The 20,756-nt window shown below is 43.2% G+C and carries 21 protein-coding genes; 6 read left to right on the top strand and 15 right to left on the bottom strand.

What is annotated here, in order from left to right:
• Nucleotides 1-31 precede the first annotated feature (31 nt).
• The 12 genes from kdnB to SHAL_RS12015 all read right to left on the bottom strand — a co-directional run bounded on the left by kdnB (nt 32) and on the right by SHAL_RS12015 (nt 11,404).
• The gene (gene kdnB / locus SHAL_RS12070; protein ID WP_012277403.1) at nt 32-1,102 is read right to left on the bottom strand and encodes a 3-deoxy-alpha-D-manno-octulosonate 8-oxidase KdnB; all 1,071 of its coding nucleotides are present in this window, start codon (nt 1,100-1,102) and stop codon (nt 32-34) included.
• Between the two features lie 80 nt (nt 1,103-1,182).
• Nucleotides 1,183-2,367: an 8-amino-3,8-dideoxy-alpha-D-manno-octulosonate transaminase KdnA gene (gene kdnA, locus SHAL_RS12065; protein ID WP_012277402.1), complete on the bottom strand. Its 1,185-nt coding sequence runs from the start codon at nt 2,365-2,367 to the stop codon at nt 1,183-1,185.
• A 201-nt stretch (nt 2,368-2,568) separates the two neighbouring features.
• The gene (can, locus tag SHAL_RS12060) at nt 2,569-3,183 is read right to left on the bottom strand and encodes a carbonate dehydratase (protein ID WP_012277401.1); all 615 of its coding nucleotides are present in this window, start codon (nt 3,181-3,183) and stop codon (nt 2,569-2,571) included.
• A 250-nt stretch (nt 3,184-3,433) separates the two neighbouring features.
• Complete coding sequence (locus tag SHAL_RS12055) at nt 3,434-4,282, bottom strand: alpha/beta fold hydrolase (RefSeq protein WP_012277400.1); 849 nt, start codon at nt 4,280-4,282, stop codon at nt 3,434-3,436.
• A gap of 28 nt (nt 4,283-4,310) precedes the next feature.
• Nucleotides 4,311-5,012, bottom strand: a complete 702-nt coding sequence (locus SHAL_RS12050) for a M15 family metallopeptidase (RefSeq protein WP_012277399.1) — start codon at nt 5,010-5,012, stop codon at nt 4,311-4,313.
• A complete protein-coding gene (gene dapE / locus SHAL_RS12045; protein WP_012277398.1) occupies nt 5,003-6,148 on the bottom strand; it encodes a succinyl-diaminopimelate desuccinylase in 1,146 nt (381 codons plus the stop codon). Before dapE ends, SHAL_RS12050 begins: the two co-directional genes overlap by 10 nt.
• Nucleotides 6,145-6,489, bottom strand: coding sequence for an ArsC family reductase (locus SHAL_RS12040; RefSeq protein ID WP_190273600.1), 345 nt, complete (start codon nt 6,487-6,489; stop codon nt 6,145-6,147). The genes dapE and SHAL_RS12040 overlap by 4 nt, the downstream gene beginning before the upstream one ends.
• Nucleotides 6,490-6,661: 172 nt before the next feature.
• Entirely contained in the window at nt 6,662-7,171 is a 510-nt protein-coding gene (gene crr / locus SHAL_RS12035; protein ID WP_012277396.1) for a PTS glucose transporter subunit IIA, read from the bottom strand.
• A gap of 61 nt (nt 7,172-7,232) precedes the next feature.
• Nucleotides 7,233-8,936, bottom strand: a complete 1,704-nt coding sequence (ptsP, locus tag SHAL_RS12030) for a phosphoenolpyruvate--protein phosphotransferase (protein WP_012277395.1) — start codon at nt 8,934-8,936, stop codon at nt 7,233-7,235.
• 9 nt (nt 8,937-8,945) lie between these two features.
• On the bottom strand, nt 8,946-9,203 hold the full coding sequence (locus SHAL_RS12025; RefSeq protein ID WP_012277394.1) for an HPr family phosphocarrier protein: 258 nt from the start codon (nt 9,201-9,203) through the stop codon (nt 8,946-8,948).
• A 71-nt stretch (nt 9,204-9,274) separates the two neighbouring features.
• A complete protein-coding gene (locus tag SHAL_RS12020; protein ID WP_012277393.1) occupies nt 9,275-9,661 on the bottom strand; it encodes an ACT domain-containing protein in 387 nt (128 codons plus the stop codon).
• A 102-nt stretch (nt 9,662-9,763) separates the two neighbouring features.
• Nucleotides 9,764-11,404, bottom strand: a complete 1,641-nt coding sequence (locus SHAL_RS12015) for a methyl-accepting chemotaxis protein (RefSeq protein WP_012277392.1) — start codon at nt 11,402-11,404, stop codon at nt 9,764-9,766.
• 388 nt (nt 11,405-11,792) lie between these two features.
• Between SHAL_RS12015 and SHAL_RS12010 the strand changes: the two genes are divergently transcribed.
• On the top strand, nt 11,793-12,488 hold the full coding sequence (locus SHAL_RS12010) for a DUF3334 family protein (RefSeq protein ID WP_012277391.1): 696 nt from the start codon (nt 11,793-11,795) through the stop codon (nt 12,486-12,488).
• Nucleotides 12,489-12,716: 228 nt separating this feature from the next.
• Here SHAL_RS12010 and SHAL_RS12005 read toward each other — a convergent pair whose 3' ends face one another.
• Nucleotides 12,717-13,358, bottom strand: a complete 642-nt coding sequence (locus SHAL_RS12005; RefSeq protein WP_012277390.1) for a 3'-5' exonuclease — start codon at nt 13,356-13,358, stop codon at nt 12,717-12,719.
• A gap of 196 nt (nt 13,359-13,554) precedes the next feature.
• Between SHAL_RS12005 and SHAL_RS12000 the strand changes: the two genes are divergently transcribed.
• On the top strand, nt 13,555-14,700 hold the full coding sequence (locus SHAL_RS12000) for a ribosomal protein uL16 3-hydroxylase (RefSeq protein WP_012277389.1): 1,146 nt from the start codon (nt 13,555-13,557) through the stop codon (nt 14,698-14,700).
• A 107-nt stretch (nt 14,701-14,807) separates the two neighbouring features.
• Here SHAL_RS12000 and SHAL_RS11995 read toward each other — a convergent pair whose 3' ends face one another.
• The gene (locus tag SHAL_RS11995; protein WP_223296188.1) at nt 14,808-15,764 is read right to left on the bottom strand and encodes a transporter; all 957 of its coding nucleotides are present in this window, start codon (nt 15,762-15,764) and stop codon (nt 14,808-14,810) included.
• Between the two features lie 232 nt (nt 15,765-15,996).
• On the opposite strand from SHAL_RS11995, the gene SHAL_RS11990 reads away from it, so the two are divergent.
• Entirely contained in the window at nt 15,997-16,494 is a 498-nt protein-coding gene (locus tag SHAL_RS11990) for a GreA/GreB family elongation factor (RefSeq protein WP_012277387.1), read from the top strand.
• Between the two features lie 139 nt (nt 16,495-16,633).
• A complete protein-coding gene (locus tag SHAL_RS11985) occupies nt 16,634-16,993 on the top strand; it encodes a hypothetical protein (protein WP_150102088.1) in 360 nt (119 codons plus the stop codon).
• A 110-nt stretch (nt 16,994-17,103) separates the two neighbouring features.
• Here the strand turns inward: SHAL_RS11985 and SHAL_RS11980 are convergent, their stop codons facing one another.
• Nucleotides 17,104-18,639, bottom strand: a complete 1,536-nt coding sequence (locus tag SHAL_RS11980; RefSeq protein WP_012277385.1) for a DUF3612 domain-containing protein — start codon at nt 18,637-18,639, stop codon at nt 17,104-17,106.
• A gap of 150 nt (nt 18,640-18,789) precedes the next feature.
• On the opposite strand from SHAL_RS11980, the gene SHAL_RS11975 reads away from it, so the two are divergent.
• Together SHAL_RS11975 and SHAL_RS11970 are read left to right on the top strand one after the other, a co-directional pair.
• A complete protein-coding gene (locus SHAL_RS11975) occupies nt 18,790-19,305 on the top strand; it encodes an aldolase/citrate lyase/malate synthase family protein (protein ID WP_012277384.1) in 516 nt (171 codons plus the stop codon).
• Nucleotides 19,306-19,436: 131 nt separating this feature from the next.
• Nucleotides 19,437-20,651: an RsmB/NOP family class I SAM-dependent RNA methyltransferase gene (locus SHAL_RS11970; RefSeq protein WP_012277383.1), complete on the top strand. Its 1,215-nt coding sequence runs from the start codon at nt 19,437-19,439 to the stop codon at nt 20,649-20,651.
• Nucleotides 20,652-20,756 lie beyond the last annotated feature (105 nt).

Below are 20,756 nucleotides of genomic sequence, written 5' to 3'. Positions count from 1 at the left end.
TTTGAAGCCCATTCTATGCTTACGCTAGAGTTTAGATACGACGAAATAGTTTAGTTAGCATCTCGTCGGTGACTTTTTCTTCCCAGCCTTCACCGTAAACATTATCCCAAAGTGGGCCCATGCTCTTGGTGACGGCAACCATCTTAGCAATAGTTTCGTCAGGAAGATCTTTACAGATGTTCTTCGGCAGAACGATATTGTGCTTGTCCATCATCTGACGGAACTCAGCAACACCTTCTGGGTAGAACTCTTCAAGTACATCAAATGCTAAGCAATTACCGAGCCCGTGATGGTAGCCTAGTACATAGCCTAGACCATAAGAAACCGCATGACATGCGCCAACTTGGCTATAGGCAATACTCATACCGCCCATATAGGACGCCATCATCAGCTTGTCATCTTTTTCTTCATGATTGTCTATGAAGACTTCACGACAAAGCGCCATCGATTTCTCGGCAAAGGCTTTAGCAAATTCGTTTAAATAGGTGCCTTCTAGTGATTCAACGCAGTGGATATAACAATCCATGCCTGTGTAGAACCACTGGTCTGTCGGCACGCCAGCGATTAGTTCAGAATCCATAATGATCTGATCAAACACTGTGTAATCAGAGTTTAAGCCTAACTTGCGTACTGGGCCGCAAAGTACAGCCGTACGGGACGCTTCGGCACCTGTTCCCGAAACGGTTGGAATACCAATATGGTGAATGGCAGGGTTCTTAATCAGATCCCAACCTTGGTACTCGGCGCTGCCGCCTGAGTTGGTTAGCATCAGCGATACCGCTTTTGCGAGATCCAATGTCGAACCGCCGCCAAGGCCGATAACACTGACGGGTAACTTGCTATTAAAGGCTTGAACTTGCTCGGTTAAAGCATCAACTTGTTTTGTCGTGGGTTCGTCATCCACATTGACATAAATGAGTAAGTCTTGTGCTTTGGCTGGAACACGATGACCTAATGGTTTTGATTGATGTGCATCATCAACTAAAAACACCACAAAATCATCTTCTAGCTTACGCTCTTCTGCTAGCACTTGATCTAGCTGAACAAATGAACCGCGACCAAAAATCATTTTTGGTACACATTTGAAATTCTTAAAACTCATTCCGACATTCTCCGTTGGGCCATTAATTTAAAATGTGCCATCGCGTCGAAATCCTCGGCGCGACGGATACTCGTTGTTGCTTAAACGAAAGCGCGTTTAATATTTTCGATGCGCTGCTTAATTTCTTCCTCAGTCCATGACAGCTTGATAAGCATTGAGATAGTACGACTCATAATTGCATCAGACTTAGGCACAGACACGTTAGTATAATCCGGTCTGTCTTCAATAAGTGTTATCGGCAGCGCAGAAGGAGATTTAAGCTCCTGGATATGCTTCCAATTTGATAAATAGTGCCAGTTGTTGATATACCAGTAGAAACAACCATCGACGCCATTTTCAGCCAATTTCTTATTGATCTCGATAGTACGCGCTTCAGTTGGCATAAAGAAGGTTAGGAAACCTGCAGAATCACCTTCAACATCAGGGATCTCGCGAAAAGACACTTCAGGGATCTCAGCCATCGCATCTTTAATGAGCTTTTTGTTGCTACGTTGAATGTCGATGATCTTGTCCAGCTTACGGAGTTGCGCCAGTCCCATAGCCGAGTTCATCTCAGAAATACGGAAGTTAAGGCCCATAATTGGGTGGCCTTCGGCGCCGCGGTCATTACCCACATGGTCGTGGCCATGATCTGAAAACATATGGGCATAGTTGTAGATGGTTTCGTTGTTGGTGATGACGGCGCCGCCCTCACCACAGGTGATAGTCTTTACCGAGTCAAAAGAGTAACAGCCAACATCACCAATAGTACCGAGTGCTTGACCTCTGTAACTACCACCAATGGCTTGGCAAGCATCTTCGAGTAGCACTAAGTTGTGCTTGGCACAGATGGCTTTTATCTCATCCATTTTAGCCATAGAGCCGCACATATGAACTAAGTTAACCGCCTTAGTTTTTGGTGTGATTGCCGCTTCGATACCTTCTGGAGAAAGACATAGTGTTTCATCGATCTCGGCAAATACCGGGACAGCCCCCGCCATAAATACGGCTTCAACTGATGCGACGAACGTAAACGGCGGCACGATAACTTCGTCACCGGCACCAATACCAGCTGCAGCCATCGCCGTTTGTAAGGCTGCTGTACCACTAGAGACTAAATGCGCATGCTTGGCATTCATCTTTTCGCATAGCAAGGCTTCCATTTCACGGGTTTTCCAGCGGTCGTTGCGCATATGATCAAAGTTATAACGGAAGGTAAAGCCATTCTCCATTACATCCGCGACTTCTTGTTTCTCTTCAGGACCAAATAATTCAAAACCAGGCATGGATATTTCCTTAGTGTTCACTGCGCTAAATTACGCCAAAAATAAATAACCGATTATAACTGTGAAGGGGAGGTAACTGCGAGAATTCTTACGATTTTTCTCATATTTGGTAAAAATTTAGTAACGATTGCTAAAAAAAAGGGCTATCTCAGCAAATCGCTTGAGATAACCCTTTTTATTATGTTTAAAAACTAGGCGTTGCTAGCTATCTTGTTTAGCGGTTTCTTTATTAACGGTAACATCTAAATCGGATAGCAAACCGTTTTCTACGCTGTAGATCCAACCATGGATGGCGACATCTTGACCTCTTGCCCACGCTTCTTGAACAATAGTGGTGCTGGTTACGTTGGCAACCTGTTCCATAACGTTCAGTTCGCACAAACGATCGAAGCGCTCAGACTCGTCCATATTATCAAGATCAGCGCTATGCAAGCGATATACATCGCGGATATGACCCAGCCAGTTATCGATAAGACCTAATCTGTCGGTGCCCATCGAAGCTTTAATGCCGCCACAGCCATAGTGGCCAACAACCATGATATGCTTTACTTTGAGTACTTCGACAGCGTACTGCAGTACAGATAAGCAGTTTAAATCGGTATGAATGACCATGTTGGCGATATTACGGTGGACAAAAACTTCGCCTGGCATCAAGTCAATGATCTGATTGGAAGGGACACGACTATCGGAGCAGCCTATCCATAAATACTCAGGCGTTTGCTGTTTGGCTAACTGCTCGAAAAATTTAGGATCTTCTTCTAAGATCCGGCCTGCCCAGCGACGATTATTTTCAAAAAGCGGTTTTAGTAGTTTCATTTGGGCCTTATATTTGCTCAGTTAATATTAACTAAAGTGCAGGCTAAGTTTATCACTGTTACCTAACCTTGCTGGTCTATTCAGTACTATAGAAAAGTAATCTTAAGTAATTGTTAAAAGTGTTGCTGCAAATGAGGTTGCGTTGCAATATTCCTGCTTGTGCGTTGTCATTAGGTTGATTTGAACATGTGTTGCTGAAGCCTAAGCACTGAGTCAGATCTATGAGTTTGAGCGCTGAGTCCTGGCTCATTTATGCTCGTGCATTAGCGGATAAAAAGCTGCTAAGACGTTGATTGATAAATTCGGCTTGCTCTAAGGTTGAAATATGGCCGCAATCGGGAATATGTACGTATTCGCTACCATCGATGGCATCATGCATCAAATAGCCTTCTAATACGGTGCGCGCTTTATCTTCGACTCCAGTCATGATTAAGCAGGGAAGTGTTAGTAAATGCACATCATCCATGGTATCGCGACGGCCGAAAATCATTCTGCCTATCTGATATAGGTTGTCGATATTACTGCTGTCAAAATGTTTTAGCTTTTGTTTGAAAACTTCGACCAATTCGGCGTTGGGATGATTTGCAAAAAAAAGAGGCGTAATCGTGTCGATGATTTTGTCTGAAATGATTTGTTCATTCTTGATGACTTCGAGCATGGCATAATATTTATCGCGGGTGATCTCTGGCTCATATCCGATAAAACTACCTAACATGACGAGGTGTTGTACTCGCGTAGGAGCCTTAAGGGCAAGCTCCGCTCCCCACATTGCGCCAACAGATAAGCCTATCACAGAAAATTTATCTACGTTTAGTTTATCCATGAGCTCAAGCATTTGAGCTGCAATATCACGCAGGTTGCTTGTTTTTGCAGGTAAGTTAGCCGATAAACCATGGCCCCATAGATCTGGCACTATACAACGATAGTTTTGACTCAAGTGGGCTATCTGTGGCGCCCACATCTTGGCATCCCAAAGATAACTATGGCCCATTAATAACACGGGCCCTTGGCCAATATCTAGATAGCTTAGCGTGCTACCGCCAATGTTGAGTTGGTGTCTGTTTGCTGCAAAATTGTTGGTTAAGTCGGTAATGTTCACAGTGTTATCTCTAATATGTGTGAATAAATCAGGTTTCAGTGAGTGGCTGTTTCAGTGTGGGTACTGGAGCGACACGTAACACATACTCATTAACGAGTGGCGCTATGCGCTCGAGTATTTCGTCTTTGTGTAAAATATCACAACAGGCTAAGACTGTTTTTACTGAGTCTATATCGTAACTATTGATATAATCTTTTGAAATTGGAAAGTAGCTTAAGTGCCACGGTTCTGGGCTCACGCCACTTAATCCCTGTTGGTAAGGTAGGTAAAAGCCGTATTTTTCTGCGTGGGAGTGTAACCATTGGCTTAACGCTAAACAAGGTCCACCGTGCTGATATTCAGCGGGTACGAGCTGTAGCTCCGGCTTTTTTATACGATTGCCATCAAATATATCGATATCTGTACCCCAGTGGTGTCTAGACATACCCGGTAGAGCAGACCATAAAAGTATGGTATCGATTAATTCGTTTGAACAGAGACTTTCAATTGATACAGGCTTAGAGGCTTTGTCTAATACAGCCCGTCGACCACTGGCTTTGGCATTCCAAATTGATAGCTGCTTATCAAAGTCTCGATACCCTGAGCAGATCTGAATATCAATACCTGCCGTTGACGCCGCTTGCTGCATGTTAAAAAATGCAGCCGCAGTGTTTGCTTCTAACAGGTATCCTAAGCATTCGACTAAGTGTTGATCCTCAAGGCCGTATAGAAAGGGATGTTCTACTTGCACAGCAGGTTTTCCAAAATGGCTTCATAACAATCGGTGAGTAACTCAAGGTCTGATACTTTGACACACTCGTTCACTTTATGAATGGTAGCATTAACAGGGCCAAGCTCAATAACCTGTGCCCCGGTTGGAGCAATAAAACGACCATCTGACGTGCCACCCGATGTTTGTGGATCGGTATTCGTTCCAGTAACTTTTTTGATTGCAGCTTTAGTTGCTTCTAATAAAGGTCCATCGCCAGTTAGAAAAGGCAAGCCATTGAAGACCCAATCGATATCGTACTCTAAGCCGTGAGCATCGAGAATATTGAGCACTCGCTCTATTAATATTTCGGCGGTAACTTCGGTGGAGTAGCGAAAATTAAACATCACCTCTAAAGCACCTGGTATAACGTTTGATGCGCCTGTACCGCCGTTGATATTTGCGATTTGAAAGCTAGTCGGCGGGAAAAACTCATTACCATTATCCCATTTCATTCTCGCAAGCTCATCTAGCGCAGGAGCGGCTTTATGAATAGGGTTATCAGCAAGGTGTGGGTAAGCCACGTGCCCTTGAACTCCTTTAACCGTTAAATTACCTGTGAGACTGCCTCGGCGCCCATTCTTAACGATATCACCTAGCTTATGGGTGGATGAAGGTTCTCCCACGAGCGACCAGGTGATTTTTTCGTTACGTGCTTCAAGGGTATCGATGACTCGAGTTGTGCCATTAATAAAAGGGCCTTCCTCATCACTGGTGATCAGAAAGGCGATTGAGCCTTGATGATCCGGAAACTTTTTAATGAAGCGCTCGGTAGCCACCAGCATCGCCGCCAATGAGCCTTTCATATCTGCAGCGCCGCGCCCATGAAGATAATCATCAATAACAACTGGCTCAAACGGTGGTGTGTGCCAACGATTTAGATCTCCAACTGGGACAACATCGGTATGGCCTGCAAAACAAAAGACGGGAGATTGCGTGCCTCTGCGAGCCCACATATTGGTGGTATCTTCAAATACCATTGACTCAATATTAAAGCCTGCGTCGGCTAATCTGTCAGCCATGAGTTGCTGGCAACCTTCATCTAAAGGTGTGACCGATTGACGAGAAATAAGGTCTTTGGCTAATGAAAGTACTGGAGAGTCTGTATTTTGGCTCATAGGTTGAACCACGTTCGATAGTCAGCTTCTTTAAAACCCACCTGGACTTGTCCATTCATCGCTAAAACGGGGCGCTTGATCAAGGTTGGGTATAGTGCCATCAAGGCTACAGCCTTCTTCTCATTGATGTCATTCTTTTCAGTTTCGGTAAGATTTCTATAACTGGTACTTCTCTTATTGAATAAGGCTTCCCAGCCGATTGCACTGACCCATTGTTCTATTTGCTCTGTACTGAGCCCATCTTCACGAAAATCATGAAAAGCAACTTCAAGTTGATTAGCTTCAAGCCATTTACGTGCTTTACGTACAGTATCGCAATTCTTAATTCCGAAAAGTGTCAAAAGGGTACTCCAATCTGTTTTTATAAGTTGTTTGCATTGTGTCATTGCTTTTGGCTCTGCTCAAGGGGGAAAACCCTTGTTGAGTGTTATTCAATGCTTGATATGAACTCTGGTTTGCGTTGATGAAAAAGCCTAATAAAAATTAGGCTTTTATTGATAGTACGGTAAGGGCTTACAGTCTTACTGAGAAAATCACGTCTTTACCAGCTTCTAAATGGCCATGATTTTTATCAATGCCTTGAATGTCTTCCATATTGGCAATAAGCACAGGTGTGAGTAGGCTATCGGCATGCTCTTTTAAGTAGTCGATATCAAACTCTAATATTGGATCGCCCATTTTAACTTCTTGGCCTTCTTCGGCTAATCGTTTAAAACCATTCCCCCTTAGCTCGACGGTGCCAATGCCAAAATGTACAAATATTTCGAGCCCTTGTGTTGATTCAATGCTGAATGCATGGTTGGTTTCGAAAATTTTCCCTATGGTGCCGTCAATCGGAGCCAATATTAGGTGGCCTTTAGGCTCGATAGCCAATCCGTCACCGACAATTTTTTCTGAGAAGACGGCATCAGGTACCTTTTCGATGGCAACGATTTTACCACTCACCGGAGCGTACACATTGACTACGCCTGCTATGTCGTTCTGTCCTGAAATAAGGCGTCTAATACGGCTCAAAAATCCCATCTAATTTGCCCCTTGGAATCATCTTTTATATTGAATAAGGCTAATGTCACTATTATAGCTTTTAAGGTCGACTATAAATGTAACGTTTTAATTCTTCGATTCTTTTTATTTTTAGCGCTTGTTTGGCTAGCGTCAAGCATGTTTGATAACTTATATCACGTAATGCCGACTTAACCTCTAATATTGAACCTAAATTAACGCTGAGCTCGTCTATCCCCATCCCGACCAGCAAAGGCGCAACATTTGGATCGCTTGCTAATTCACCACATAGAGAAACTGTGATGTGATTTTCCTTGGCGATATCTATGGTAGTTTGGATAAGATTGAGCACCGCAGGGGAGAGAGAGGGATACTCTTTGGTCAGTAATGGATTGCTTCTGTCCGCTGCCATAGTGTATTGAGTGAGATCGTTTGTGCCGATACTGATAAAATCGAGCAGAGGTAGCATCGACTCGAGGTTAAGTACGGCTGCAGGCGTTTCGACAACGATGCCATAGCTAAGCTCACCAAAGCCTTTCTCCTCTTCAATTAGCTTCGCTTTACACTCTTCTACGTAGCTTAGCAATTGCTCTAACTCTTCAATTTGATTGATCATCGGAAACATTAAGCGTACAGACCCGTGATTGGCTGCCCGTAAAATAGCACTTACTTGTGTCTTGAACAGTTCTGGATGGGCCAAGCTATATCGGATCCCCCTTAAGCCTAGCGCCGGATTATCTTCAATTAATGTTCCAAGGCAAGGAAGCTCTTTATCTGCGCCGACATCTAATGTTCGTAGGGTAAACGTTCTACCTTCCATTAAATGCAGGGCATCGCAATATAAATGATATTGAGTTTTTTCATCGGGCAAAACACTGGTATTCATTAACATGAATTCAGTTCTAAATAAGCCAATCCCTTCGGCGCTTACATCGGTTAAATGACTAACCTCGTTTAGGTTACCGACATTAGCTAATAAAGAAATGCCATGACCGTCAAGGGTTTCAGTGGGTAAGTCTTTAAGGGTAAGTAATTGTTGTTTACGCAGAAAATCTTGTTTCTTTAATGTTTGTAAATAAGCAATCTGTTGTTGGTTAGGGTTAATAACCAACTCACCTTCATTGGCATTTAAAACAACTTGGGTACCGTTTTTTATCTGGATGGCTTCAAATTGACAACTTAGCAGTGCAGGGATCCCAGCACTACGGGTCAAAATTGCAGTATGGCTTGTTATTCCCCCCGTATTGAGTACTACACCGGTAATATGTTCAAGCGGTAGCATGGCAAATTCGGCAGGAGTTAAGTCTTGAGAAAATATTATTGTATCTTGTGTGAGTTGACTTAAGTCGAGATGTTGCGCGCCGTTTAAACGGGCGATTAGCCGGCTACCGAGACATGACACGTCTTGAGCTCGATTGGCTAGATAGGGATCATCTAATAACGCCAGCTCTGAGGCTTGCTGCTCGAATACCCGCTCTATCGCAAATGCAGCGCCGATCTGCAGACTCGAGATGCTATGTTCAATCTGTTCTAACAGATCCTCATCGTCCAATATGAGCAGATCGGCTTCAATTAACTCAAAGTGGCTGGTTTCTGGCTGCAACTTCTCAAGCCCTTGAGCTAAGTGCTGTTTTTGAAGTTCAAAAGCGTGCTTTAGTCTTTGTACTTCGATGGGGACATGGGATTTAGGAATTAAACGGTAATCAATCTTTTCGTGATGTAAATTGAGATGTAACGCTTGGCCAAAAGCGATACCCGATGAAACAGCGATCCCCGTAATCGACATAGGACACCCTTAACTTAATGTAATGAGTAGTTCTGACACTTCTTCAACAGCTTGTTGTGCTTGCTCACCTTCAGCGAAGACTTTGACCGATACGCCATAATAAAGCCCTAAGGTTTGCAGTTTAAATAAGCTTTTAGCACTCGCTTGCTTACCATCACATTCGACGGTGATATTACAATCGAAAGATTTTGCCTTTTTGACCAACAACGCAGCGGGCCTTGTATGGATCCCATGCTTAGCTGTGATGATGATGATCTTTTCATACATGGATATAGAACTCTCACTCGATGAAATACATAGTGTATTTTCTGCTACAGACTAATCTAAGAAAAAAACAACTAATAATCAATAATTTGGTAATTTTTCTTTTTAAGCGCCTTCGTCGCCGCGTTTAAGGTCTCTTTTTTGACTAAGATATAGTCGGTATCGAAGGTAGAAATGGCAAAAATACTGATTTTTTCTTCAGCAAGGGTGCTGGAAACACTGGCTAATATGCCTGTCATTGAAAAGCCTAATGGGCCGATGACTTCAAGACAACGCCAATCATTTTCCTGCTCTATACTGTCGAGGGTTAACTCTGAGGTGACGACAACGGAGATCTCATCCTTGGTTTTACCGATGAAATACATCTCTTGTTGAAAGATATCTGCCGCGATCACGCAGTCAGCTGAAAAGCTATGGATAGTGTAGAGCTCTGGGTGGATAGCTAAGGTCATGCGAGCCATAAATTCAATTCACTTTAAGAGAACTTTTCATAGAATTTAGCTTAACATAATTTGCAAAGGGCGTGAGGGGCAATTACCGCCCCTCGGGTTCGTAGTGTTATATTACTTGACCTTGAATTGACCGAGTGTGCGAGCGCAATCTTTACTGATATTTTGCAGTGACATAGCAGCATTGTGGTTGCTCTCATTTGCTTTGACTGACACTTCAGTTAATTCGGTTATGGCGCAGATGTTACGGTTAATCTCTTCAGTGACGATAGATTGCTCTTCTGTTGCACTGGCAAGTTGGGTGTTCATGTCGCTAATATGTGCTATCAGACTGAGAATGTCAGACAAGGAGTCACTTACCTCTTTGGCTTGGGTCTGAACTTGTTGAGACTGACTTTGATTTTGCTCATTACTGGCAACAACACTATTTACACCCGATTGGATCTCTTTAATGATGTTTTGGATCTCATTAGTTGAATCCTGAGTACGGTTAGCTAAGGCTCTAACTTCATCCGCGACGACCGCAAATCCTCTGCCATGACTACCTGCTCGGGCAGCTTCAATTGCGGCATTAAGTGCCAGTAGATTAGTTTGATCGGCAATACCTCGAATAACATCCAAAATGTTGCCAATCTGCGATGATGAGCTACCCAGAGCATGAGTGATCTGCTGAGCACTTTTAAGTTCATCTGCGAGATGCTTAGAGTTATCAAGCGTGGCGTCCATCATAGACATACTCTGTTGGGCTTGATGTTTTACACTATTAGCCGCTTCTGCCGCTTGGTTGGTGTTACTGGCCATTTCTTGAGTGGTCGACAGCATCTGGTTGATTGCCGTTGCGACACTTGAGGTTTCTCTATGTAGGTGCTCGACACTATCATTGGATTCTTCAGCGGCGTTGAGTAAGCGCTGAGCATCTAGGTCTAAATCATCGCCTATAGGTTGAAGCTCTGCGACCATATCTCTAATTTTGATAACAAATAAATTAAATGCTTCGGCAAGCTCCGCGACTTCATCTTTACCTTTGGTTGGTAGCTTCTTGGTTAAATCACCTTCTCCTTGAGCAATATCTTTCATTGCGCTAATCGCTTCTTTTAAGGGGGCAGTAATAGAGATGTTGAGAACTAAGAAGAACAAGAAAATAGGGATAGAGATCATTAGCATGATGATGAGGTAATCGAAAGCCATTAAATACATGACATCGTCAATGTCACTCATGTAACTTCCTGTAATAACCGTCCACCCCCAAGGCTCATATTGTCTAACTTCTACAAGTTTAGGTTCCAATTTTCCGGTCGTGGGGTTAGGAAAATCGATTTTCGCTTTAGCGACGGCTTGATTTTTTGACTCATTCAATAATGTGTCGAGGTTTACAGCTGCTTGAGAGTGAGAGAGTGAGTTTACGTTTTTAGAAATAGAGAGAGGATCTGCACCGTTAGCGATAATGGTATGACTACGATCTAATATGATGAAATAGCCATCGTTGCCAAAATGTATTTGGTTAATAAGCTCTGTTGTCGTTGCTTGTGCTGTCGCTAAGCTGATCTTTTGAGCATCGACTTGCTTTTTATTTGCTTCAATCAAACTAATTGCTGTGTTGATTTGACCGTCGTTTTGCAACCATTTCTGCGCCACAAGGTTATTGTACTGTTCGTTTATTGAAAAACTGGCGAAGCAAACTGTGCCGATTGCTGCCAGCATTAGCATTAAAATTAAGCGTTGTAGAATCGTAAATTGTCTGAGTAGAGCGATCATATCATTATTATTCTGCTGACGAATACGTGAGTTAAACTTACTCTTTATGCCATAGTATGGGAACAGTAAGGCTCTGTTTATTTTAAAAATGTTAACTCTATCTTTTCATCACTCTAGATTAATTTTGCTTGATGGCGTGGATATGTAAAGTCTGTTTCAAGGCGTGTATATCATAATCGTATCTGTAGGCCATATTACTCAGCGATTAGGGTTAGGTTAAGTAGAGAGTGACTCGAAATAAGCTATTTATTTTCAACCTTAACGACCGACTTCTATGGCTAACTGTCATTTTGATTTGTTCTAAAATTCATTTTGTTCACGGGTTTTACTTTGTTTTGTTAATGTTGTGGGGCAATATAATGTTGACTTCTTTTAAAAGGTTTTTTTTATGCAATCTACAGTTTCTGTTAGCACCGACGATATTTTATTAAAGCTATGCCACTCTGTATCTCATGTGCTATCAAGCACCACTCATAGCCAAATTACCCATGCCGGTATGGTTCAATCAATTACTCGAACCTGTTTAAAACCCGATTTAGGATGCTTTTCAATTTTTGATGGCGGATTTTCAGGACTTGTGGTGATCAATTTTTCTGCACCGGCGGCAGTAGAAATCTATCGCGAATATATGTTGAACATGGGCATGCCAGAAGCTGAGTTAGCGCTTTCTCATACTTCTGATGAAGTTGGTAATGTCATGGGCGAGCTGATGAATCAGATCTTGGGCGATTTTATTAATAAAATCAGTAAAGAATTGCAAACGAGCATTAGCCAAAGCCAGCCTAAGATGTTGACCATTAATAAAGAGCTGACAATCTCTATCGATACCAACTTAGATGAAGCAGTAGCAAGAAGGGTGTCATTTAAGACTCAGCGTAATCATGTTTTCTACCTTGAGTTTGCGATGGATAAGACTGAGTTTATCAAGTTAAGTGAATTTGAAACTGATGAAGATTTTGACTTAGATGAACTGCTTGCTGAGCATGGGCAGTTACAGGGAAAGGCTGCAGGTGAAAACAGAACAGCAAAAGTCACGGTAGCTAATACTGATGCCGATGACTTACTCGACGAGCTAGGCATTTAGACCTAACTATTTAGACCTAACTAATTAGACTGAGTATGTAAACTAGATTTTAAGATTAGGTATTGAAGTGTTGAACTGGCTCATCGAATTGATTTTGCTTGCGATGAGTGAAGATGGCCAGAGTATACCGGTTAGCATCATGTTAGATTATCAGTTTTTAACACTTGGTTTAACACAGGCATTAAAAATACAGCACTGTCTAATCTTACGATTAAACAGTGCTGTTTGTTAGCGCTGGCGTGCTAAATATTGGCTAACGCTAGCTTTGCTTTGTTTGGCAATGGCTTGTAATAAGGAAAAGTCAGCTCGCTTGATCTGGTAATCTGCGTTTAAATCTTCAAGCATGACTAGCCAAAGATCGGCGGTCATTTCACTATCGGCTAAGGCTCGGTGAAACACACCATCATGTTGGATATTTTTATAATGGATTAAACTGCCGAGTTTATGATTCGGCGCGTCTTGATATAACCTGCGTGCAATTAACATAGAGCAGGCAAATTGCCCAGGATAATTGCAGTTAACTCGACTGAGTTCGGCATCCAAAAAGCGTTGGTCGAATGAGGCATTGTGGGCGACGAGGTTGTAATCACCGATGAAGTCTGCAAATTGAGTCATCACCGTTTCACATGACTTCGCGTCACTCAACATCTCATTACTGATCCCCGTGTAGTTCTCGATAAAGCCACTAACTCTAAAACCTGGGTTCATTAGTTGTTGAAACCTATCAATGACCTTGCCATCTTTAAGCATGACAGCACCGATTTCAATTGCTCGATCACCTTGATTGGGAGATAGACCCGTGGTTTCAAAGTCGAGCACTATTACGGTGTCGGCAGGCTGAATTGGGCGTGAGTGGGTTGTATTGGTCAAGTTGAATCATCATCAATAAAGTTTGTTCGATATTGTATTGATCCTTAATAGACAGTCAATCAAGTTATTGCCCCATTTGAAGCTTTAGGCTGATTAGTCCTATAGCTGTACAAATTAAGCATGTTTCATGATCTAACTGAGTTTATTTTTTGCGTTTTTTTGCTAGAATGCGTGCAAATTTTAGTGAGTATGCAACATGCAATTAGATATAAATGGCTTAACCCCCGAACAGTTTCTTAAAGAATACTGGCAAAAGAAACCATTAGTGATCCGCCAAGGATTTAAAAACTTTCAAGATCTGTTGTCTCCAGATGAGATGGCAGGACTAGCTTGTGATGAAATGGTTGAATCTCGCAGAGTCTATAGAGAGAAAGGGGAGTGGCAAGCTGAATTTGGCCCATTTGAATCTTATGAGAATCTTGGTGAAACAGATTGGACCTTGATTGTTCAGGCGCTTAATAACTGGGTGCCAGCGGCAGAAGATTTACTAAAATGTTTCGATTTTATTCCTCGCTGGCGTTTAGATGATGTCATGGTTAGTTACGCTGTGCCTGGTGGTGGGGTTGGCCCGCATATCGATCTATACGATGTGTTTATCTGTCAAGGCTCAGGTCGACGTAGATGGCGTGTCGGGGATATTGGGCCTCATAAAGAGTTTGCAGCGCACCCAGCCTTGCTACACACCGAAGCGTTCGAGCCTATCATCGATGTCGAATTGCTGCCTGGTGATATTCTGTATTTGCCACCTGGATTTCCTCACGATGGCGTAACGTTAGAGCCTTCAATGAGCTTTTCTGTTGGTTACCGTACGGCTTCTGCAAAAGATATGGTGAGTGCACTTGCTGACCACCTCATTGATAAAGAGATGGGTGCTCAGCAAATAAGCGATCCAGAACGTAGCTTAAGCCAGCACTCTGGCTTGATCGATGAGCAAGACCTAGGCCGAATTAAGCAGCAGCTTGTTGACACCTTGGACGACACGCTAATTAGTGAGTTCAGTGGTCGTTATCTAACACAATCTAAGTGCGAACTGGATCTGCCTGAGGCTAACTTAGGTTTCGACGTTGAAGATATCAAGACTATCATTGCCGAGCAGCCTTTGATCCGTTTAGGTGGCTTACGTTGCCTCTATTTCGCTGCAACCTTAGGCTCAGGTGTTATGTACATCAATGGTGAGCAAGTTCAGTTTGCTGAAGGCCGCTCAGAGGTTATCGAAGCGCTCTGTAACAAACAGATGCTTACCCTTGAAGACATCCAAACATGGTTTGATGATGACGCCGTTATGGTGCAACTAACAGAGTGGGTTAATGCCGGCTACTGGTATTTTGACGATTTAGACTGAGCGTAACAGTATTATCCATAACTAGCGCGAATAGATATAAATAGGAGCCCAATTGCAGTTAAGCGATTGGGCTTTTTATTATCTAACGATAGTTTAGAGAGGGGAGATTAAAAACGGTATTGCCATAGCGCACCAAACGTATCGAAATCGTTACCCACTTCAGTAATCACTCCGGTATTAGCGTAGAGCTTGACGCTGTGATGGACGCTAACGGGTAGCGAATAGGTTATACCGAAACGAGAGTTACGCTGATCATCTGATGACGCAATGTTATCTTTTCTCGTTTCTCCACCAAAAAACAGATTCGCGTTCAATGAGACCCAATGTCCGCGGCTAATGTTATAGATAAGATGCCCCTGAAGCGTATACTGGGGGGCTTGCTCTAAGGTGGTGTCATTAAAGTATTCATCATTATCACTATATAGTCGAGCCGAGGCGATGAGGTCGTAATACCAGCGGCCAAGCTTATGTGACATTCCTATCCCTGGGCGCAAGACCCAGCGATTCGTCCCAGCATTGAGAAGTTTACCTGAGTCGTAACTGCCAATAGGCAAAGTGATCTGCATACTGGCGCCCACAACAATACCTTGCTGCCATTTTGAGAAATCTTTCGCCTCTAATGCTGGTGCACCATAAAAATTCCAGGTGAGGCGCATCGTAGGGTCGCCATATCCACAGCGATCGGCTTTTAATAGTTCACCATTATGCATGGCGCTGCCTTCATAGCAGACTCGTGTCGCTGACACATCGAATTTTGAAGAGCTTCCTGCTAAATCGAAGGTGTGTGCATAGCCAACGACGGCAGCGTCGATAGTTAAGTTGGCATCACTTATTGGTGCTGATGGCGCAGGGGATACCTCTCCTCGAGAGCGAACTATGCCTGCAGCGATAAAGTTCATACCGATAGGAATATTAGTGTAGCTGCGAGGTTCAAGATCTTGCGCCAAACCCGGTGTACAGACCAGTAACAAGGGAGGCAATATAACCCAAAGCCACCTAACTATGTGGTAGGCAAGGATGTGGGTTAATATCTTACCCCAAATCTGGTTGTATTTATTCTTCAATCTTATTCCTTTACCTGCGCTAATGAAGCACTGGTCTTTTCAAACTGATTTAATCCGTTAAACACTGATGAAATTTAGAGTAACAATCCGAAGTATTTAACACTAAGTTAACGAATTCACAGTGTTTATCAAGTGGATTTTGTCGAGAGAGTAAAATATTAATACGCCATCTCTGCGTGGCTTTGGTACTCTTAGTATAGCGACAAGTTTATACTCAGGATAAGTAAGAGAAGTGTTATCTATTAATCAGTTGCATCACCTCATTCGACAGGAGCTTGAAAACGCTCTCGGCAGTGCCGTTGCGGCAGCAAAACGCGCCCATGACACGGCAACTGACACGGAGAGTATTGCTAAGAGTAAGTACGAAACCTTTGGCCTAGAAGCATCCTATCTCGCCCATGGACAGTCGGTGAGAGTGGCACAATGCCAAGCCGATGTAAGAGATTTTGACGCCTTGTTTACTCGGTTAAGTGGTGTTTCAGAGACCAGAGCACCTAAGGTCGGGCTTGGAAAGCTGGTTGAGCTGATGGATGCAGACGGTAAAAGCCAATATCTATTTGTTGGACCCGGTGCAGGAGGTTTAAAGGTGACCTGTGATGAGTACTCGGTTATGATCGTTACACTTGCGTCTCCGCTAGGCAGAGCCATGATGAGTAAGCTTCAAGGAGATGAGTTTAGTTTACAGGTTGCGGGTAGCCGTCGCGATTATGAGATCGTCATGGTGAGTTAGCACTGTTCTCGGTAGATGATAGTATTTGGTCTATGAACTTTGGGGATTTAATACATCAGATTGGAAGAGTGATGGACGTTAAATATTTGGATCTCGCGTATTATATTTTATCGGCAGATTGTGTTTAAAGGAGTGACTTATGGCAGCAAAGGGGCGTAACGTCGCATTGGTATTGGCAGTGTCTCTTTCCATGATGGGATGTAACATCGCCAATCATGGATCGTTTGTGACTAATACTTACCAAGATAAAGCGATTACTGACAATCTCGTCAAATTAGGGCCTGTTTTTGGAGAGAGCTGCCAAACTCAGTTTTTGTACATTTTTCCAGTCGGTGATAGTGTTTCCTCTCCGAAGGCTATTGAAACCGCTAAAAGTGTCATTCAAGGTACCGTGATAATCACCGATGTGACGATAGACGATTCACTTTCTTTTGGCATTGGTTACTCAAAGCAGTGTATTAAGGTTCAAGGAGTGGCGTTCGGAGCGCAGGCGCTTTAGTGAATATTAAGATAAACAGAATACTGCTACTTCTGTTTATCTTTTTACTCACAACAATTTCGGAGCCAGTTAGTGATAAACCGATTAATATTCACTCTCACTGCTAATCATTAGTTCTCGCTGCACTGAGATTTTCCCGCTTGATAACAACTAGGTTGTCTCGGACAAACCGCCCCCCTTGAACAAATCAATCTTGCTTCGTTTTGAATGCCTCTCTCAATCCAATTGATATTTAAAATTTTCGCGACACTCATTAAATCTTTCTTAATACTATTAGGCATCTCAACGGAGCCACTATTGGTTGCACAGGATTGTTTAAGCTCAGCAGCTATCGCTGAGGCATTGCCGCCTTGGGCGTCAATTGCAGGATTGAGATCGATTCCCGCACATAGCACATGATTGTTACCAGCCATATCTTCCACTTTTATCGACTCACAGCAGTAGATCCTAGGCTTTTCTGCTACATCCAAGATTGAGATCTGAGCAGAAGTGCCAACTTTAGGCTCGTTAATCATCCTAAATACGGCCCAGTGCTGGCAAGGGTCTTCAACAATTCGCATATTTCCCCAAGGCAATGGAATACCGTTACCTCGGTAGACAGCCTTTAATTTTCCCGGTGCGTAGGCATCGAAATAGTGCCAGTGAGGATAAGGAGACACAACGGTCATCCGGCGCATTGCCACAGATGCCGAGATGCCTAGTGATTTATTAACATTGATTTCATAACCGTGGCGGTCCAATAGCTGTCTGAAAGGCACTTTTGGACAGAGTAGCGCACCAGCAAAAAAGCTAGATTCGAAGTCACGCCATGCATGTAAGATATCTTGTGCATTAAGGGGGGATGAAGTTGGGATCATTGATTCATCGTGAGACGTCGTGTGGCGTCTCCCCGCGGTCAATACACACTTTAAGCCATCTTTATTGTGTAACACGCAATGGCCGATATGCACGGCTAAGTCATACTTAAGCCGTGTCGGAAATGACTTAAGCATTTTGTTTAGATAGATTGTGGAAGGCGGCTCGAAAAATGAGGTTACGACGTGAGCGGTACTGACACCCATCTCATCAACAACCTCTTGAGGCGCTCTGTCCACCCACTTAAGTTTTAACCCCAGAGACTTAGCGATATCTTTTAGATCATCTAAGGCGAGCGGTAGGCGCTTATGGCCGACCTCTTCTGCAGCCCGCTCTAGATCAGGAAAGTGATTTTGATGGTGCTCTTGATGCGCTCGGATCAAAAGGTGGGCAAATTCTCTTCCTGTGGTGCCTGTTTGCGATAACATTTCAGGGATCGCAATTTGTAAAATATCATTCGAAAAAAGGAAGCTTGGCTCCAATGCCATGCCACTAATTCCGCCTCGACGCCCTTTATCGGGTGTAATGGCATCGTCTTCTGGCACATCATCGAGAAACCAATCGATCTCTTTTTGAAACACTGTGGCGATGACGGCAAGCATGCCTGAGCTAGGGACTCTTTTCCCACGTTCAATCATAGACAAATATGACACAGACGGTGCTGACTCTGGATCGACACGCACACAACGCGCAGAAAGATCTTCCATAGTGAGGTGGTTTCGCTTCCTCAAGTTTCTTATCTTGGTACCCAAAAAATGTGATTTTCTGATCAAGCTTTGATTATTTTTCATCTTGTAAAATTCACAATGTAAAATTTTTATTGTGAAATTGTAATAAAATTTACACTAGACTACAAATCAAGCAATCGGAAAACGTATTATTTTTTGACTGCGGCTGAAACGGATAACGACCCACAATTTTAAACGTAAGAGGACAGGGCCATGAATATATCAACAATCAATAGTACTCAAGTAAATCAAAATAACCATTTCATTGGTGCCAGCCTTGTTGATGTGAATGTTGTCGAACTGGCAGCTAGCAATACAACGGCCCCCTGTGCAAAAGCATTTTTAGATGCAAAGTTTCCATTGGCTAACGGCTCACATAAAAATGCCCGTAGCTATGTAGTTTACTATCAGCAACTGTTGATCTTTATGGCCGATGGCACACAGACGGGTTTGCGTACGCCTAAGCAGTTTGTGGCTCTGAACGGCCATAAGAGTGAGCCTACAGCTATCTTATTAAAAGATAATGGTACTCATGTAGAATTAAGTTTTGATAGAAAGAATGAGGCGACCAGTCAGGACTTAGCAAACATTAGGGATATCCAGCTTGAAGGCCACGATTATTGGATAAGCCTAATTAATATTGAAGATACAGCCACTACCTCCGTAATGCAAAAACGAACGCGCGAATTTACGGCAAAAGATGGCAGTGATTATCAGCTTAAAAGCTAACCTGCTCAGAAAGTCTTAATGTTATAACTCTATTAAGCCGCTGCCTTGTGTAGCGGCTTTTTACTATTAGCTTGCGTATTGACTACTTTGCTCCTATGATCGCAGCGTTTTCTTTTTAGGGTAACTTTTTAATGTTGAAATCTCCGCTTTCTCCTAGCTCAAATGAACTTGTGATCAGTATTCTCGATCTTGTTTTATCAGATGGTAAACCGTTAGATCGCGCCTATTCTCAGCATTTTTCTGGTCTAAAACTCGAGCCTACTGAACAAGGGCGTATTACCTTTGTCGTTGGAGATATTCTTAGAAGGTTAAACCTTTACTGCTTCCTTTCAGATGTAAAACCTGAAGAGATGGCGCGGTTAGGCACTCGTTTATTGAATGTGTGGCACCTCTTTAATGAATTACCTTTGCCGAAAATGCAGTACTCGTTACAAATAGACCCTAAAGTATTAGCGACTCGTATCGAAGAAGCGAAAGCGCAGCCCGTATTATGGGACGGTTGCCCAGACTGGCTAAATGAGATGGGTCAGAAGCAGATGGGAGATGCGTGGGCTGCAGAAAGAGCGGCGTTAAACAAACCTGCAAAGCGTTTTTTACGTACCAATATTTTAAAGTGTACACGTGAAGAACTCGCAAATGCACTGCGCAAAGAGGGCGTGCAAACCGTTAATGTCGATGGCGTAGATACCGCTTTAGAGGTCACTTCTGATTCTGCACTGTTTAGAACAGAAGCGTTTAAAAAAGGCTGGTTCGAGCAGCAGGATGCGGGTTCACAGCTAGTTGCGTTAGCACTGGATGCAAAACCTGGAATGCGAGTCGTTGATGCCTGTGCCGGGGCAGGAGGTAAAACTTTATCAATTTCAGCACAAATGCAAGGTAAGGGCCGTTTACTGGCAATGGATGTCGAGCAGTGGAAACTGGACAATCTTAAGCAGCGTGCACGTCGCGGCGGCGCTCATAATGTTGAAACCCGCATTATTGCCAGCAGCAAGACCATTAAGCGTCTAAAGTTGACGGCAGACAGAGTGTTACTCGATGTACCTTGTTCTGGCTTAGGCGTATTGAAGCGTAATCCAGATGCAAAGTGGCGTGATACTCCTGAGCGTTTACCTGTATTGGTTGAATTGCAAAAGCACATTCTTCAGAGCTATAGTCGTATGGTCAAAGTTGGCGGCATGTTGGTTTATGCAACGTGCTCGATTATGCCGGAAGAGAACCGTGATCAAGTCGATGCGTTCTTAGCTGAAAATAAACACTTTAAGTTTATTGAAGATGAAACAATTAGCCCGGCCGAAACGGGTTTTGATGGGTTCTACTTGGCTAAATTAGAGCGTATTGCAGAATAGTTTTACAGCTTCATATATTAAGTTATTCCGCTAATGACTCGGTCATCGACTCATTAGCGTGATTAACGCTTATCGGTATCCTAGTGTGAGTTTATCCTGCCGATG

The sequence above is a fragment of the Shewanella halifaxensis HAW-EB4 genome (assembly GCF_000019185.1).
Lineage (GTDB): Bacteria > Pseudomonadota > Gammaproteobacteria > Enterobacterales > Shewanellaceae > Shewanella > Shewanella halifaxensis.
This window is presented reverse-complemented; position numbering and strand designations above follow the sequence as displayed.